The organism is Pedobacter cryoconitis (genome assembly GCF_014200605.1).
Taxonomy (GTDB): Bacteria; Bacteroidota; Bacteroidia; order Sphingobacteriales; family Sphingobacteriaceae; genus Pedobacter; species Pedobacter cryoconitis_B.
The window spans coordinates 158,627-175,317 of sequence record NZ_JACHCE010000011.1 but is presented as its reverse complement, the minus strand read 5'-3'; the positions used below and the strand labels follow the sequence as shown (position 1 = coordinate 175,317).

At 38.1% G+C, this 16,691-nt stretch carries 16 protein-coding genes and 1 pseudogene; 11 read left to right on the top strand and 6 right to left on the bottom strand.

The window, feature by feature from the left end; all coding sequences use genetic code 11:
- The first annotated feature begins 59 nt into the window (after positions 1-59).
- Both HDE68_RS24405 and HDE68_RS24400 read left to right on the top strand, forming a co-directional pair.
- Positions 60-1,025, top strand: a complete 966-nt coding sequence (locus HDE68_RS24405; RefSeq protein WP_183884983.1) for an SIS domain-containing protein — start codon at positions 60-62, stop codon at positions 1,023-1,025.
- Between the two features lie 12 nt (positions 1,026-1,037).
- Positions 1,038-2,129: a mannose-1-phosphate guanylyltransferase gene (locus HDE68_RS24400; RefSeq protein ID WP_183884981.1), complete on the top strand. Its 1,092-nt coding sequence runs from the start codon at positions 1,038-1,040 to the stop codon at positions 2,127-2,129.
- A gap of 19 nt (positions 2,130-2,148) precedes the next feature.
- Here HDE68_RS24400 and rlmB read toward each other — a convergent pair whose 3' ends face one another.
- Positions 2,149-2,919, bottom strand: a complete 771-nt coding sequence (rlmB, locus tag HDE68_RS24395) for a 23S rRNA (guanosine(2251)-2'-O)-methyltransferase RlmB (RefSeq protein WP_183884979.1) — start codon at positions 2,917-2,919, stop codon at positions 2,149-2,151.
- A 206-nt stretch (positions 2,920-3,125) separates the two neighbouring features.
- Between rlmB and dnaB the strand changes: the two genes are divergently transcribed.
- Positions 3,126-4,700 (top strand): replicative DNA helicase, encoded by a 1,575-nt coding sequence (gene dnaB / locus HDE68_RS24390; protein ID WP_183884977.1) that lies wholly within the window; start codon positions 3,126-3,128, stop codon positions 4,698-4,700.
- Positions 4,701-4,724: 24 nt separating this feature from the next.
- Here dnaB and chrA read toward each other — a convergent pair whose 3' ends face one another.
- Together chrA and HDE68_RS24380 are read right to left on the bottom strand one after the other, a co-directional pair.
- The gene (chrA, locus tag HDE68_RS24385; protein ID WP_183884975.1) at positions 4,725-5,924 is read right to left on the bottom strand and encodes a chromate efflux transporter; all 1,200 of its coding nucleotides are present in this window, start codon (positions 5,922-5,924) and stop codon (positions 4,725-4,727) included.
- 8 nt (positions 5,925-5,932) lie between these two features.
- Positions 5,933-6,268: a tetratricopeptide repeat protein gene (locus tag HDE68_RS24380; protein WP_183884973.1), complete on the bottom strand. Its 336-nt coding sequence runs from the start codon at positions 6,266-6,268 to the stop codon at positions 5,933-5,935.
- A gap of 126 nt (positions 6,269-6,394) precedes the next feature.
- On the opposite strand from HDE68_RS24380, the gene HDE68_RS24375 reads away from it, so the two are divergent.
- The 6 genes and pseudogenes from HDE68_RS24375 (at position 6,395) to HDE68_RS24350 (ending at position 11,676) form a co-directional block, all read left to right on the top strand.
- Positions 6,395-7,132 carry an electron transfer flavoprotein subunit beta/FixA family protein gene (locus tag HDE68_RS24375; protein ID WP_183884971.1) on the top strand — a complete coding sequence of 246 codons (738 nt, stop codon included), beginning with the start codon at positions 6,395-6,397 and terminating at the stop codon, positions 7,130-7,132.
- 44 nt (positions 7,133-7,176) lie between these two features.
- A complete protein-coding gene (locus tag HDE68_RS24370; RefSeq protein ID WP_183884970.1) occupies positions 7,177-8,148 on the top strand; it encodes an electron transfer flavoprotein subunit alpha/FixB family protein in 972 nt (323 codons plus the stop codon).
- Positions 8,149-8,195: 47 nt separating this feature from the next.
- Positions 8,196-8,813 (top strand): bifunctional nuclease family protein, encoded by a 618-nt coding sequence (locus HDE68_RS24365; RefSeq protein ID WP_183884969.1) that lies wholly within the window; start codon positions 8,196-8,198, stop codon positions 8,811-8,813.
- A gap of 67 nt (positions 8,814-8,880) precedes the next feature.
- Positions 8,881-10,146, top strand: coding sequence for a NupC/NupG family nucleoside CNT transporter (locus tag HDE68_RS24360; protein ID WP_183884968.1), 1,266 nt, complete (start codon positions 8,881-8,883; stop codon positions 10,144-10,146).
- A 177-nt stretch (positions 10,147-10,323) separates the two neighbouring features.
- A pseudogene (locus tag HDE68_RS26740) lies at positions 10,324-10,539 on the top strand (DUF3667 domain-containing protein); the annotation flags it as partial.
- Between the two features lie 192 nt (positions 10,540-10,731).
- Positions 10,732-11,676 carry a ketopantoate reductase family protein gene (locus HDE68_RS24350; protein ID WP_183884966.1) on the top strand — a complete coding sequence of 315 codons (945 nt, stop codon included), beginning with the start codon at positions 10,732-10,734 and terminating at the stop codon, positions 11,674-11,676.
- Between the two features lie 253 nt (positions 11,677-11,929).
- On the opposite strand, the gene HDE68_RS24345 is transcribed toward HDE68_RS24350, so the two are convergent.
- The gene (locus tag HDE68_RS24345) at positions 11,930-12,319 is read right to left on the bottom strand and encodes a hypothetical protein (RefSeq protein WP_183884964.1); all 390 of its coding nucleotides are present in this window, start codon (positions 12,317-12,319) and stop codon (positions 11,930-11,932) included.
- A 112-nt stretch (positions 12,320-12,431) separates the two neighbouring features.
- Here HDE68_RS24345 and HDE68_RS24340 point away from each other — a divergent pair, with 112 nt between their 5' ends.
- Both HDE68_RS24340 and HDE68_RS24335 read left to right on the top strand, forming a co-directional pair.
- Entirely contained in the window at positions 12,432-13,025 is a 594-nt protein-coding gene (locus HDE68_RS24340) for a 2OG-Fe(II) oxygenase (protein WP_183884962.1), read from the top strand.
- Between the two features lie 128 nt (positions 13,026-13,153).
- Positions 13,154-14,329, top strand: coding sequence for a retropepsin-like aspartic protease (locus HDE68_RS24335; protein ID WP_183884960.1), 1,176 nt, complete (start codon positions 13,154-13,156; stop codon positions 14,327-14,329).
- Positions 14,330-14,469: 140 nt separating this feature from the next.
- Here the strand turns inward: HDE68_RS24335 and HDE68_RS24330 are convergent, their stop codons facing one another.
- A complete protein-coding gene (locus tag HDE68_RS24330) occupies positions 14,470-15,756 on the bottom strand; it encodes a citrate synthase (RefSeq protein WP_183884958.1) in 1,287 nt (428 codons plus the stop codon).
- A gap of 118 nt (positions 15,757-15,874) precedes the next feature.
- The gene (locus tag HDE68_RS24325; RefSeq protein ID WP_183884956.1) at positions 15,875-16,411 is read right to left on the bottom strand and encodes a DUF3347 domain-containing protein; all 537 of its coding nucleotides are present in this window, start codon (positions 16,409-16,411) and stop codon (positions 15,875-15,877) included.
- Between the last annotated feature and the right edge of the window lie 280 nt (positions 16,412-16,691).

Sequence of the window (16,691 nt, the reverse complement as noted above, 5' to 3'; positions counted from 1 at the left end):
TGATTCAAAATAACATAATTTTGCACCAATTAAAGCATCAATATACTAAATAATTCTCTTTGAAAAGTAAAAAATCTATTATCACAGCGGGGATCAACACTTTACAAGCGGAAGCGCAGGCTATACTGGGGCTCGTAAATTACATAAATGACGATTTTGCAACGATTGTGGAGCGAATTATCGACGGAAACGGCCGTGTAATTGTGACAGGAATCGGCAAAAGCGCCATTATTGCGCAGAAAATTGTCGCTACTTTCAATTCTACGGGTACCCCGTCAAGTTATATGCATGCTTCAGATGCGGTGCACGGAGACCTTGGAATGATACAGAAAACTGACATCGTAATCTGTATTTCCAAGAGTGGAAATACCCCCGAAATCAAGGTGCTTGCCCCATTGTTAAAACAATGCGGAGCCCTGCTCATAGCTATGGTCGGACAACTGGAATCTGAACTGGCAAGACAAGCTGATCTGATCCTGAATACTACCGTAGAAAAAGAAGCTTGTCCAAATAATCTGGCCCCCACTACAAGTACGACTGCACAGCTTGCCATGGGTGATGCACTCGCAGTAAGCCTGTTGTTAGCAAGAGAATTCAGTGCTACTGATTTTGCCCGTTTTCATCCTGGCGGATCTTTAGGAAAAAAGTTGTACCTTAAAGTTTCTGATCTGGCAGAGCGGAATGCTAAACCAAGTATCCTGGCTGATGCTGCTGTAAAAGATGTGATAATTGCAATTAGTAAAAACCGTTTGGGTGCAGTAGTTGTTCTTGATGATAACCAAATAATAGGTATCATTACAGACGGAGATATCAGAAGAATGCTGGAAAAATATTCAGATCTTGCGGATCTGACAGCAAAAGACATTATGAACAGCAACCCTAAAATGATTGATAAAGATACTTTAGCAGTAACAGCATTCGAACTGATCAGACAATCCAATATTACACAATTATTAGTCACCGATGCCAATGGTTATTTTGGTATCGTACATTTGCATGACCTTCTTCACGAAGGTTTATTATAGTTTAATCCTAATATGAACAAAGATAATTACGCCTTAATCATGGCCGGTGGCGTTGGCAGTCGTTTTTGGCCGGTAAGCCGAGTTGAACATCCTAAACAGTTTATCGACTTTTTTGGCGTCGGAAAAACACTCATTCAAAGCACATATGACCGTTTTTTAAAGATATGTCCGCCAGAGAACATATTTATTGTAACCAATGAAATCTATATAGACCTGGTTAAGTCACAATTACCTGACATTCAAGAAAATCAGATTCTTGCAGAACCTATTATGCGTAATACAGCTCCCTGTATCGCCTATGGCTCTATGAAAATTACTGAGATCAATCCTAATGCGACTATCGTTGTTGCTCCATCAGATCACACGATATCCAACCTGGATGCCTTTATAATTGCTATAGAGAAATCTTTAGATGCTGCAAGAGAAAATAATTGCCTGATTACCCTTGGAATCAAACCGAGTCGCCCTGATACAGGTTATGGCTATATACAGTATGTAGAAACTTCCCTGCCTACAGATCCGCAATTCAACAAAGTAAAACTTTTCACAGAGAAGCCGAATCTGGAGCTGGCAAAATCATTTATACAAAGCGGAGATTTCTTATGGAATGCAGGAATCTTTATCTGGTCTGCTAAAGCTATCAATGATGCGTTCAGCAAGCACCTGCCAGATATGTATGATATATTCCATCTTGGAGCATCTTTGTACAATACAGCAGACGAGAAAGCTTTTATTGGCAACGCGTATTTACAGTGTACCAATATTTCTATTGACTTTGCAATTATGGAAAAAGCTGATAATGTTTATGTACTGCCAACCGATTTTGGATGGTCAGATCTTGGAACATGGGCTTCTATCTATGATATGGCCGAAAAAGACTATGTAGGTAATGCAGTTATCCCTTCAGAGCAGGTCATGATGTTTAATTCATCAAACTGTATGGTCAATGTACCTGATGACAAACTGGTTATCCTTCAGGGTTTACATGATTATATTGTAGTGGAATCAAACAATACACTGTTGATTTGTCCCAGATCTGAAGAACAGAGCGTGAAACAAATCGTAGCAGATGTAAAGTCTAATTTTGGGCAGAAATTTATATAGAACCTGTTAAAACAGGTTCTTAATTATTACCGCGCTGTCTGATTGCTTCATACAGGATAACACCAGTAGAAACCGAAACATTTAGTGAACCGATCTCTCCAAACATAGGGATCTTCGCTAAATGGTTTGCCATACGCATAATATCGTTTGAGATACCTTCATCTTCCGCTCCCATGACAATAGCAGTAGGTGCAGTATAATCTGGTGCATAGATCAAATCATTGGTCTTTTCAGTACAGGCTACTATTTGTAAACCACATTCCTGAAGAAAGAGCGCTGTTTTATGTAAATTCTGCTGACGGCACACCGGAATAGTAAATAATGCCCCTGCAGATGTCTTAATTGCATCAGCATTGATCTGAGCAGAGTTTTTAGCAGGAACAACAATTGCATGCACACCAGTACAGGCAGCAGTCCTGGCGATTGCCCCCATATTTCTGACATCTGTTATTCCATCCAGAATAAGAATCAGAGGAACTTCTCCTTTTTCATAGATTAAAGGAATGATATCTTCAATCTTCTGAAAAGTAATTGCAGAAATTACAGCAACCACACCCTGGTGATTTTTCTGAGTCATTCTATTCAATTTTTCTACAGGGACGTTATGTACAGGAATATCAGTATCTCTGAGCAACCCTTTAAGTTCAGGAATGATTTCTCCGGTAAGGCCGCGCTGCATATATATGCTTTCTATATCTTTTCCGGCTTTAATTGCTTCAATTACAGCACGTATACCAAATACAAATTCATTATTTTCTTTAGGTCTTGGTGACCTTCTAAAGTTTTCCATTTATTTTATTTTACCTGCAAAAATAGTTGAAATAATGAGAATTGAGGAATCGTTTTTTTCAGACTGATACACAGGACCTTATCAACAAGACTTTGTTAGTAAATAACAAATTTTTTCTCTCAGACACAAAATTCTATAATCATGTACTGTTAGAATGTTCATAAAGAAATCTTTAGAGGAGTAAATTTTTCTCTATTTTTGGGGCTATGAATACGGATAACGGAACACAAGGTCAGGACAGGCAGAACTTTACCTCTTCCAGAAAAAACAGAGTCGGTGCCCCAGTCAGCAATATGGGCAAAATACCACCGCAAGCTATAGATTTAGAAGAAGCAGTGCTTGGTGCGCTGATGCTTGAAAAAGATGCGCTTTCGACCGTTATTGATATTCTGAAACCAGAAGTCTTTTATGCAGAGGCTCACAAAAAGATATTTGAAGCCATAGCTATTCTGTTTCAGAAATCTAAACCAGTAGATATTTTAACCGTCACCTCCGAACTCAGGACACTGGGCACACTTGAAATGGTGGGTGGTGCGTATTATATTACTAATCTGACTAACCGTGTTGCCTCGGCAGCAAATATTGAATATCATGCCCGTATAATTTCACAGAAATATATACAGCGCGAATTAATCAGAATATCATCTGATATTATTCAAAATGCCTACGAAGATACAACTGATATATTCGACCTGCTTGATCATGCAGAGAAAGGTCTTTTTGATATTGCCCAGAACAACCTGCGCAGAGATACCCAGAAAATGGATGAGATTATTAAGCAATCTCTTGCTACACTGGAAGAACTCAGAACAAAATCAGATGGATTAACAGGTGTTCCTTCAGGCTTTACAGCTTTAGACCGGATTACCGGCGGATGGCAGCCATCAGATTTAGTAATTATTGCAGCACGTCCGGCAATGGGAAAAACAGCCTTCGTACTTACCTGTGCAAGAAATGCTTCGGTTGAATTTAAGCGCCCTGTAGTTGTATTCTCTCTGGAGATGTCCTCAGTACAGTTAGTGAATCGTTTAATATCCGGAGAAACTGAGATCGAACAGGAGAAAATCCGTAAAGGGAACCTGGCAGAATGGGAATGGCAGCAGCTTCACAGCAAAATAGGCACACTGACAGAAGCGCCTCTTTTGATTGATGATACCCCTGCCCTGAATATCTTTGAGTTCAGAGCAAAATGCAGAAGATTAAAATCGCAATACGATATACAGATGATCATCATCGATTATTTACAATTGATGCATGGTAAAGGAGAAGGACAAAGTGGCGGTGGTAACCGTGAGCAGGAAATTGGTAGTATTTCCAGGGCACTGAAATCAGTAGCTAAAGAATTAAACGTTCCGGTCCTTGCACTTTCACAGTTAAGCCGTGCCGTGGAGACCAGACCAGGAGTAAATGGTAAACGTCCATTGCTATCCGATTTGAGGGAATCCGGATCTATTGAGCAGGATGCGGATATGGTACTTTTCCTTTACCGCCCGGAATACTATGGAATCACAGAAGATGAAAGCGGAAGATCACAGGCAGGTGTTGGTGAGGTTATTATCGCAAAACACAGAAATGGTGAAACGGGTATTGTACCGTTAAGATTTATCGGTAAGTATGTGAAGTTCACTGACCTTGAAGAGGACTTTATGCCACCTAACTCTTTCTCTATGGATAGTCCGGGTGCAGGTATGGCACCTTCAGCAGATTTTGACAGACCAGCAGGTAATGTAATCATTAAACCATCCCGTATGGATGATTTTGATGACGACGCCCCATTTTAGAATTAAACAATTTATATTACCGGGCTACATAAAGTAGCCCAGTAATATTCCTGCAAGAACGATCAGCGGAGGGCTGATTCTTGTAAAGTTCAGGATCAGAAAGGTAACAACGATCAGCGCTATCGACATCATATCAAAACCAACCGGTTTAACCAGCAATACAAATGCAGCGATAATAAATCCTACACTAACTGCATTAATTCCTGATAAAGAATGCTTTATTCTTGTAATTTTCTTTAAATCTTCCCAGAAAGGGACAATAAACAGCACTAAAATGAGGCCCGGAAGATTAATTCCCAATACACCGACTACTCCTCCCAGAACCTGTCCATAAGTTCCATACCCAAAGTTTTTCATGCTTAAGGCCCCAAGATAACTTGTAAAAGAAAATGTAGGTCCGGGTAAAGCCTGCTGCAGTGCAAAACCAGACAGAAATTCTGAAGAGCCCAGATAATGCTTCATTTGCACAAACTCAGTGAACATCAATGGAACAAGTACCTGTCCGCCACCAAAAATAAAGATCCCGTTACGGTAAAAATTTTCAAAAAGCCTGATTGGCAAACTAAATGGAGAAGTTCTGTTAATGATAGCCCCCAAAGCAGCTAAAAACAAAAGTACGCCGAAAAAATAAGCCAGCTTTTTAGGATTTATATTTGCAAAAAGCTTAACTCTGATTTCACTTTCTTCGCGCGGAGTTTCCAAAGCTGAAGAAATCATCCCTCCAACAAGGATTGCTAATGGAAAAACATAAGCATTTCTTAATACTAATGTCAAAATTACTGCTGAGATAGCTAAAAAAACAGCCGTTTGCGTGACCAGTACTTTTCTTGAAAGTGTATATGCTCCAAAAGCAACAATACCCAGCGCTATAGGCTGAATATATTTCAGGACCAGAACAAATTGCACTTTATGATCAAGCTGGGCAAAACTGAGTGCAGCAAAAGTCATGATTGCTGCCGAAGGAATAATCCAGATCAGAAAAGTAATCAATGCGAGTTTAAGCCCTCCTACCTTATGTGCTATCCCCACCAGTGTTTGTGTAGATGCCGGCCCTGGCAGAATTTGGGCCAATGCATTCAGTTCCAGTAAATCTTCTTCTGAGATATAATGGGTCTGCTTAACAAAATACTTTAACAGAAGTGATATATGTGCCTGAGCACCACCGAATGCCGTGAAAGTAAAAAGAAAAACATCTTTAATAAATAATAGTTGCCGTTTTTCCATTCTCCAGCCTAATCGTCTTCGTAATCCAGACCGGCCGCCATATTATAAGCACCCTGCAACTCAGAAAAAGCATGGCGATCGCCTTTTTCTGTGGCTCTTTTCATTCCCAGCTGATAGATCTCAACAGCCCGTTCAGTTTGTTCCTGTTTTTGATATAGTTTTCCTAAATGATAATAAGTCCCTACATAAGAAGGATGATCTTCTACTAATTTGTGATAATAATAAAAGGCCTGTTCAGTATCATTTAATGAGTTATACTCTGTTGCCAGCGCATATAAGATAAATGGATCATTGGGTTCTGTTGCCAAAAAAGATAATAACTTGGTTAATCGGGTACTTTGCATTTTAAATCCCTGCTTTTTTAATTAGATTTGCAAAAAGACATTTTTTTGAAACCATTATATTTTAAGAAGACAAAAACACAATACATTATATAAAGGCTTCATCAAATTAAAAAACAACTTATTCATATGAAAATATTAGTTTGTATCAGTAACGTGCCCGACACAACCACAAAAATAACTTTTACTAATGATAATACCCAATTCAATACTGCGGGAGTCACCTATATAGTGAACCCATATGATGAAATTGCATTATCAAGAGCAATTGAACTTTGTGCTGGCGGAAAAGGAACAGTAACGGTGGTTAATGTTGGAGAAAGCAGTACAGAGCCTACAATCAGAAAGGCACTGGCAATTGGAGCAGATGATGCTGTCAGAATTGACGCAGCTCCTCGTGATGCTTATTTTACAGCATTTCAAATAGCTGAATACGCTAAGACTGGTGAATTTGATATGATCCTTACCGGACGTGAATCAATTGATTACAACGGTGCGCAGGTAGCTGCAATGGTAGGTGAGTTTTTAGAGATCCCATCTATCTCAATTATTAAAAAATTAGACTACGATGGTACTATTGCAACTCTTGAAAGAGAAATTGAAGGTGGTAAAGAAGTAGTTACCGTTACAGGAAAATTTGTAGCCAGCTGTGCTGAAGGTGTTGCTGTACCAACAATTCCTACTATGAGAGGTATTATGTCAGCAAGATCTAAACCTCTTGTTGCTGTAGCTGCCCAGCCAATTGAAGAAGTAATTAAAGTAGTCCAGTTTGAAACTCCTCCAGCCCGTGGAACCGTTAAGTTGATCCCGGCCGAAGAAGCTGCAAGCCTGATCAGTCTGCTGCATACCGAAGCGAAAGTAATCTAAGGTCTGTTTTAAAAAATTAATTATAAAAATCTAAGCGAAAAAATATGTCAGTTTTAGTATATGTAGAACAAGTCGACGGTAAGTTTAAGAAATCCGTATTTGAAGCGGTTTCTTATGCAAAAGCCATTGCAGATAAAACAGGGACTAACCTTACCGCAGTATCTATTGGTAATGTTGCAGATAGTGAATTACAGGAACTAGGAAAATATGGTGCTGCCAAAGTATTAAATGTTGCCAGCGCAGAATTAAAGAATTTTGTAAACCAGGCATATGCTGCTGTAATCGCAGAAGCTGCAGCAAAAGAAGGTGCTGATGTAATAGTACTTTCAAACTCTTTCAGTGGAAAAGGTCTTGCACCACGTGTGGCGGTTAAATTAAAAGCAGGTTTAGTTGATGGTGCTGTAGAACTTCCACAATTGGATGGCGGTAAATTTTTGGTTAAAAAAGGAGCGTTTTCAGGAAAAGCATTTGCCATTACTGAACTGACTTCTGCAACCAAAGTAATTGCGTTGAACCCTAATGCTTTTGGCGTAAAAGAATCAGCAGTTACAGCTACTATCGAATCATTTTCTCCTGCCGTTCAGTCTGCTGACCTGGCGGCTATTGTAAAAGAAATCGTTAGAGCTACAGATAAAGTTTCCTTACCAGATGCTGAATTAGTTGTTTCAGCAGGAAGAGGCCTTAAAGGTCCTGAAAACTGGGGAATGATAGAAGAACTGGCTAATTTATTAGGCGCAGCAACAGCTTGCTCTAAGCCAGTTTCGGATGCAGACTGGAGACCACATTCAGAACACGTTGGTCAGACAGGTATTGCAATCAGCCCTAACTTATATATTGCAATAGGTATATCAGGAGCTATTCAGCACTTAGCTGGAGTAAGTTCTTCTAAAGTAATTGTAGTCATCAATAAAGATCCGGAAGCTCCATTCTTTAAAGTTGCTGATTACGGAATCGTTGGAGATGCCTTTGAGGTTGTTCCTAAATTAATTGAAGCTCTAAAAGCACACCAGGCTTAATATTAATATTTGGCGGAGATGAAAGTTTCCGCCAGATATTCATAAATATGAAAAAAGTAAAACTAGATATTGTTGGCTTATCCTATAGCCAAACCCAATCCGGAGCCTACGCACTGGTACTTGGAGAAGTAAACGGCAGAAGACGTTTGCCTATCATCATAGGTGCATTCGAAGCTCAGGCTATTGCAATAGAGATTGAAAAAATGACCCCAAGCAGGCCATTGACTCATGATCTGTTCAAAACATTTGCGCAGACCTATAAAATTGAAATTAAAGAAATTCTAATCTACAACCTCGTAGACGGTGTTTTCTTCGCAAAACTGATCTGTACAGACGGTGAAAGAACTGAAGAAATCGACGCAAGAACATCAGACGCAATTGCACTGGCCGTTCGTTTCAACTCCTCAATTTACACTTACGAATTTATTTTATCCTCTGCGGGTATTGTTATCGAAGGTAACGATTTTGTTTTTCTCGAAAACATGGACAACCTGAATAAGGAACATGGCCAGGACGATATTGACACTTCAATTCCCGGAACTGGTTTTGGAAGCCTTAGTATTGAGGAACTTAATCAGAAACTGCAGGAAGCTATTGCAGAAGAGGCCTATGAGAAAGCGGCCCGTATCAGAGATGAACTAAACAAAAGAAATTCATCACAATAGTTATTATTTGCAAGTTTATACACATCTTTATTTTTTCTACCCAATTTTTTTTATTTGAATATTTTTTATGGAGCGTTTTCACGGAGTAATTGGCGTCATTTTTATACTGGGCCTTGCTTATCTTTGTTCTAACAACAAGAAGAAGATTAATTTCAGACTAGTAGCAAGTGGGCTTACGCTCCAGATAGTTATAGCCGTTCTCGTTTTAAGAGTTGCCCCCGTACAACACTTCTTTGAGTTCCTTGGGAAAGGAATGCAAAAAATTGAGCAATTTGCTAAAATAGGCGTTAATTTTGTCTATGGTGGTGTTGCAGTAATTGGTTTTGATGGTCAAACACATGCCTATGCCGCCCCTGAAAGTTTTATTTTTGCTTTTAATGTAACCGCAACAATCATCCTGGTATGTGTACTTGTGGCTGTATTTTATCATTTTGGTATTATGCAGCGGATTGTTTCTGTCATTGCAAAAGGCATGAACTTTATTATGCGTGTGAGTGGTGCTGAAGCGTTAAGTAACGTTGCCAGCGCATTTGTCGGCCAGGTTGAGGCGCAGGTAATGATCAAACCTTATCTTAAAGGGATGACCAAAAGTGAACTGCTTGCTTCCATGAGTGGAAGTTTAGCTTGTATCGCTGGTGGTATCCTGATCGTTTATGCCAATATGGGTGCGCAGGCAGGTATGAACCTTGCACCAAAATTGATTATGGCCAGTTTGATGGCAGCTCCCGGGGCATTGATCATTTCCAAGATAGTTTTTCCTGAAACAGAAGTTTCACAAACTATGGGTAAAGTAAAACTTGAAGTGAAAAGTGAATATACGAACCTGATTGATGCCATTTCACATGGTGCAGGAGAAGGTTTTAAGATCGCTATGAATGTAATTGCCATGTTAATCGGGTTTATAGCCTTAATCGCTTTAGTTGATTATACACTGGTTCATATTGGTCATCTTTTTAATCCGGACTTTAATTTATCCCTAGACTGGATTTTTGGCAGGTTGTTTTATCCATTTGCATGGTCAATGGGTATTCCTGACGTTGATGTAAGTAATGCAGCTACCCTTCTTGGTCAGAAACTGACCGTGAATGAGTTTTTAGCTTTTAAAAACCTGACCACTAAAGCAGTTCCGATTGTGACTGAAAAAGGTGTATTAGTTATTAGTATTGCTATTTGTGGTTTTGCTAACTTCAGCAGTGTCGGAATGCAAATTGGCGGTATTGGCGAGCTGGCACCAGAACGTCGCGCAGATCTTGCTAAACTAGGCTTAAAAGCATTAATGTGCGGAACATTAGCTTCTTATCTTTCGGCTTCTATCGCAGGTATATTAATGTAAAATATTCTAATATATGTCTGGAACTTATCGTCACGAAAAAAAATTGCCTGAATTGTAGTTACACTGTTGAAAAAATTATTGTACGCAATGCGGGCAACCTAACCTGGAATTAAAAGAGCCCTTCTGGGGCTTTATTTCACATAGTATAGGCATTATTTTCATTTCGATTCTAAGTTCTTTCACACGCTTATCCCCTTGTTAACTAAACCGGGGCAACTTACACTGGACTATCTCGCTGGTAAAAGAGCGAGATATATCCATCCTTTCAGTCTCTATATTTTTGTCTCCATAGTTTATTTTCTGATTGCTCCCCATGCACTTGATTATAGGCATCATCAAAAAAACACAGCTGCTGAAAAAGTAGTTACACTAAAAGACAGCACATTGTGTTAGTATGACAATTACAGTGTTTTTTTTGTATTATATCACGTTTGCCTTGTCTGAATGGGCCATCAGTGGAGTTATTAAATATTTCATAGCTTAAACCCGGTTTCAAATTTATTGTTTAGGATTTTCACCTGATAACCTGTAATTTGCCAACCTTGCGAATTATAATATTATATCAGTTAAAATTTCAACAGAAAAATGAAAACAACAGAATTTGCTATAATCGGATTGGGCGGCGTTGGTGGTTATTTCGGGTTTAAACTTGCCCGGAAATACGCTGCAGACAGTCCAGTTAATATTACTTTTATTGCCCGTGAAAAGACTTACGAAATTGTCAAAGAAAAAGGCCTCACACTACTTTCTGCAGAAAACGGGGATCCCGTTGCCAAACCTCATCAAATTTTTAAAGAAGTAGCCGGGCTGGGCCATATTGATGTATTTGTAATCTGCGTCAAAGAATATGATCTTGAAAATATCTGCAATCAATTAAAAGATAAAATCAAAAGTGACACCGTTATCCTGCCATTAATGAATGGCGTGGATATTTATGAAAGAATACGCAAAATAATCCCTAATGGAATCGTCTTGCCTTCATGTGTTTACGTAGCTTCTCATATTAAAGAAAAAGGTGTTGTTGAGCATAAAGGAAATCCTGGAAAAATAATCGTTGGAAAAGATCCGGAAAACAAACAATTTGACCCGCAGACCATAGTTTCGCTGTTTAAGGATGCATTAATTGATATCGAATATAAGGACGATTCTTTTCCTGCTATCTGGTCCAAATACTTCTTTATAGCGAGTTTTGGATTGGTTTCAGCGAGATATAACAAGTCTATAGGGCAGGTAAATGAAGAACCCGGATTACATGAAAGAGCTTTAAAAATCATGCAGGAAATACAGGCCATCGCTCTTAAAAAAGAGATTAGCCTTCCTGAAAATATCATTGAATTAACCTTTCAAAAAGCAGCATCTTTTCCTTTTCAAACGCCAACATCATTACAACTGGATGTTCAGGCACGAAAAGAGAACACAGAACTGGAGTTATTTGCCGGGGCAATAGTAGCTTACGGAAATGCTTTAAATATCAATGTTCCGGAAACCACCGCTATTTATGATGAAATCAGGGAAGGTATTCTTATTTAACTTTTACTTTTGAAATAATTAAGGCCAAATAAAGTAAGTGAACATCCTATCAGCCCTGACAATACTGGAGATGAAAAACCTTTGGTTAATAAAAGCCAGGCATCACCAAGAATAAGAATGATCAATAAGACTGATATTATTTTTACGCCGTACTTTTTAAAGAAATCTGCCATAATTGTTTTTGATTTTGTAATATATATATTTCCTCACCTGAAATTACAAGGAAAGGGTTTCCTAAGGAGATCTTTTCCTTTTAAGCCAGCATCTCCTGTAGCATATCAAATAAAGTCAGGTTCTTAGCACAACCAAAATAGTTATAGTCCAGAATCAGATAGATGGTACGCTTTTTTAAATTATTATTAGTCACAATACGCAAAGGCTGACATAATAAACCCAGATTTTTGACAAAATTACGCTGATAGCTTTCATCAAACCCGACATAAGCTTCTTGTATATCCGCTAATGAGATAATCAGTTCTTCGTCCCCCTGGATATTTATTCCCTCGTTTGTTAAAAATAAAGTTCCCGTATGGTTATGTACCGGAGGGACACCTCCAAACTGCGCGGCAATATTGTTAATTCCCGTTTTTGATTCCAGTTCATAATCATAACTCCATAATACCCTTGCTTCTAATAAATTCATTTGTCGAAATTGAGATGTTTTTTAGAAATGCAAAACTAGCATTTTATTGATTAATAAAACCTACCTTCACCAACATGCCGGCGATTTGCCGTATATTTTCCCTCCCCCCTCCTTGCAAAACATATTTAATACGCTAATCGACAGTTTTATAGACAATAAAGTTGGTATAACAGAAAACTTTTTAAGCGTAGCTTTAGCCGCCCAGCTCAAAGAAAACCTCTATAAACTATACGATGATAAATTACTACTCTCCGCAGGTACGGGGAATGAGACTCTTGTCTCTCATAATAAATCTGTAAGAAGTGATATGATCTACTGGCTGGACAGAGCACATAACAATATCCATGAAAATAGCTTCTTTGATCTGATGGATAGCTTTATAAGTTATCTGAATAGTACTTGTTATACTGGTATAACCGGTTATGAATTTCATTATACCTTGTATGAAGAAGGAAGCTTTTACAAAAAGCACCTGGATCAGTTCAAAAATAATGATAGCAGACAGTATTCAATGATCATTTATCTGAATGCAGACTGGCAGGAAACCGATGGCGGGGAACTTTGTATCCATCATGCTGATCATTTGCAAAACATATCGCCCGATAATGGAAAAAGTGTCTTCTTTAAAAGCAGTGAGCTGGTACATGAGGTTTTGGTTACCAACAAGCCCAGATTAAGTATTACTGGCTGGCTAAAGATCAATTAAATTCAAAATCAATAATTATTCAGCCTGTCTTTTTGTGTAGCATGATCCTTAAAAAATGTTAAAATCCATAGATACTGTTGGTTAAACACGTATAAAACGTTTAAATTCGGGCTATCTAATCTTTTTTAATGAAATTCATTTTTAATCTCTGCCTGCTATTCGCCATTTGTTCCGGGGCAAACGCTCAGGATTTCACTTATAATCAGGGAGGAACAGCCGCTAAAAACTATTATCAGGAGATCCCCTATCAAACTATTAACGGTAAAATGTTCATTCAGGCAGAGCTGAATGGTAAAAAACATAAGTTCTTATTTGATACCGGGGCACCAGTAGCTATCAGTCCGGAACTCGCAACAGAATTGAAAGCTCATTTCCTTGATGAAGATACGCTTTCGGATGTTAATGGGGTTACCGATACCATGGGGGTTGTACAAATACCAAAAATTAAAATAGGCAGCATCCAATTTAATCATATTCCTGCAATTACCTTTTTTCCGGATTTCTACAAATGCTGGAATATAAAGGGAGTAATTGGAAGTAATATTCTTCGCAATTCTATCGTCAGTATTGACGAGTTAAGGCATGTCATCATCCTGACTGACCAATTAGAGAAATTGAAATTAAATGATAGCTATAGTTCAGAGCTTGTCACCAATACAAGTTATCAGAGTAATCCGATTATCAAAGTACTATTAAAAGATAATATTACTTTAAATCTGGGATTTGATACCGGTGATAATGAGTTTTTAAGAATCTCTGAGGATATAATTAGTCAGCTGCCCGATTCCGGTATTTACCAGGTTCTGGCAAAAGGTTATGGAGCGAATACTATTGGTGGTTTAGGATTACAACAAAGCGCAGAAAAATATCTGTTAAGGTTTTCAGAAATGAAAATTGGCAACAGTCTGTTCAGCAATGTCATTGTTGAAACTAACAAAAGCGGAACTTCAGCTATAGGCTCAAAAATACTTAAGTACGGTATTGTTACGCTCGACTTCATTCATAGTAGATTTTATTTTAACAGTACAAAAAAGAATAATGAAGTTAAAGAAAGACAATGGCCATTTGTACCCACTGTAATCAATGACAGACTTGCTATAGGTGTGGTCTGGGACAAATATAAAAATGAAGTTAAACCTGGAGAACAGATTATAGCTATAGACGGCACAGACTACTCTAAAGTAACCTTATGTGACATGCTGAATCGTCCACATATACTTGCCGGTAAAGAAAGTGCGGATATTACCGTAAAAGATGAACAGGGTAATTTACAAAAGATACAGATCAGCAAGGTCGATTATTAAATGCATTCCCTGTTTACCTCAGGAATGTCTTCGCAAATCTTCATTTCAGGCATAAAAAAACCCTCTTTAGAAATCTAAAGAGGGTTTTGAATATAACCGGACTAAAACTTAAGGTATTTTTTAATCCGGAAATATAAATATTATCGTTTTTCTATTTCAACAAAAGCTCTGTTGGTATGTCCAACATAGATTTGACGCGGACGGCCAATTGGCTCTTTATTTTCGTGCATTTCTTTCCACTGCGCAATCCATCCTGGTAAACGGCCAAGTGCAAATAATACTGTAAACATATCAGTAGGGAAACCTAAAGCTCTGTAGATAATACCTGAGTAGAAATCAACGTTAGGGTATAATTTACGCTCTACAAAATAAGAATCACTTAAAGCAGCTTCTTCCAGTTTTTTAGCGATCTCAAGAACAGGGTCATTGATACCTAATTTCTCAAGGATATCATCACATGCTTTTTTGATAATTTTAGCACGTGGATCAAAGTTCTTATATACTCTGTGTCCAAATCCCATCATACGGAAAGGATCATTCTTATCTTTTGCTTTATTGATCCATTTTTCAGTGTCACCACCGTCTTCTTTGATCAGTTCCAGCATCTCAATAACAGCCTGGTTAGCACCACCATGAAGCGGGCCCCATAAAGCATCAATACCTGCAGAAACTGATGCATATAAATTACAATCAGAAGAACCTACCATTCTTACTGTAGATGCAGAGCAGTTTTGCTCATGGTCAGCATGTAAGATTAATAAAGTATTCATCGCTTTCACTACTACCGGGTCAATTTCAACCTCTTCTGTACGCTGACCAAAAGTCATGTTCAGATAGTTACTTACATAATCATATTTATTTTTAGGATAGATCAGTGGGTGACCTAATGATTTTTTATAAATAAATGATACAATTGTAGGGAATTTAGCCAGCAATTTGATCATCGTCTGATCCATTGTTTCAGCCGAAGAATTAGCTTTTAGTGACTCAGGATAAAATGTTGACAATGAGCAAACCAATGAGGCTAACTGAGCCATTGGATGCGATTTTGAAGGATAACCATCAAGGAACTTTTTCATATCCTCATGGATCAGCGTATGCTTAGTGATCTGAGACTGAAAATCTTCAAGAGCCTTAGTAGTTGGTAAATCGCCATAGATCAAAAGAAAGGCAACCTCCAGAAAAGTAGATTTCTCTGCCAATTCTTCGATTGAATATCCTCTGTATTTTAAGATTCCTTTTTCACCATCTAAAAAGGTAATTGCACTTTTCGTAGATCCAGTGTTTTTGTAGCCTAAATCCAGCGTAATGTGACCCGTTAAATCCCTTAATTTTGAAATATCAATTGATTTTTCACCCTCGGTTCCAGTTACAATGGGAAATTCGTATACTTTACCATCGATCTTAATTTCTGCAATATCTGACATATATCTTCTAATTTATAAATAACAAATTTAACTATTCTAATTAAATAGCTTACAAACAATGATAACAAAGCTGTTAAATAATTGTTAACCGCAGGTCATCATTAAGTAAGAATTAAGCTTATTTTTTTGCGTTAATCACTTCCAGTACCGCACCGCAAGTGAGCATTTCTTTCCCATAGTAAGGATTACTGATTTTCTTTTCTGAGGACAACCAATCTCCCCCATCACCATTATTAGCCATTGGGCAGTGCTGTACATAAATCACTCCCTGCTTAATATCAGCATGTTTAAAGAGTGCAATCACATCAGAGCTTAATGCAGTAAATTCTTTACGCTGCACTTTAAGGTCTTCGGTACCTGCAATTTTTTCAGCTATCAATGCTGTGTTTTCGCAACCCTCAAAAGCTTTAAGTGAAACAGCCAGATCTGAGGCAGTCTGGTGAGCCGCTGCCGCATTTCCGGCAACGAGTGAGTTTTTTAGACTGATATAGCTTTTATAAATGTTCTCCGTTTTAGGATCGGCAAGCTTAACATCATTCACCTCAGCTGCCTGACCAGCAGCCGCTGTGGTATCCGTTACAGCAGTTTCTTTTTTTACAGAGCCTGTACAGGCCATGAGAGTTGACAAAACTGCTATTCCAATGTATTTCTTCATCAATTTCGTTTTTTGCTCAAAATACTATTTTAATTTTAAATACTTAAAAAACCACAAGATAAATGAACTGCTTTTTTAAAATATTGCAATTAGTTGAGATGCGGATAGGTATTGAAATCAAAAAACAATTTAAGTTATGATCTTAGTTTCCCCCTGCAGCACAGGAGCATAAATCTAAGCAAGTGAAAACATATCTTCATTTTATATCAGAATGGCTTTAATAATTAAAAAAGGTATTTATAGACAAACGTAACCTTACGTTTGTTGTGGATTGTCAGTT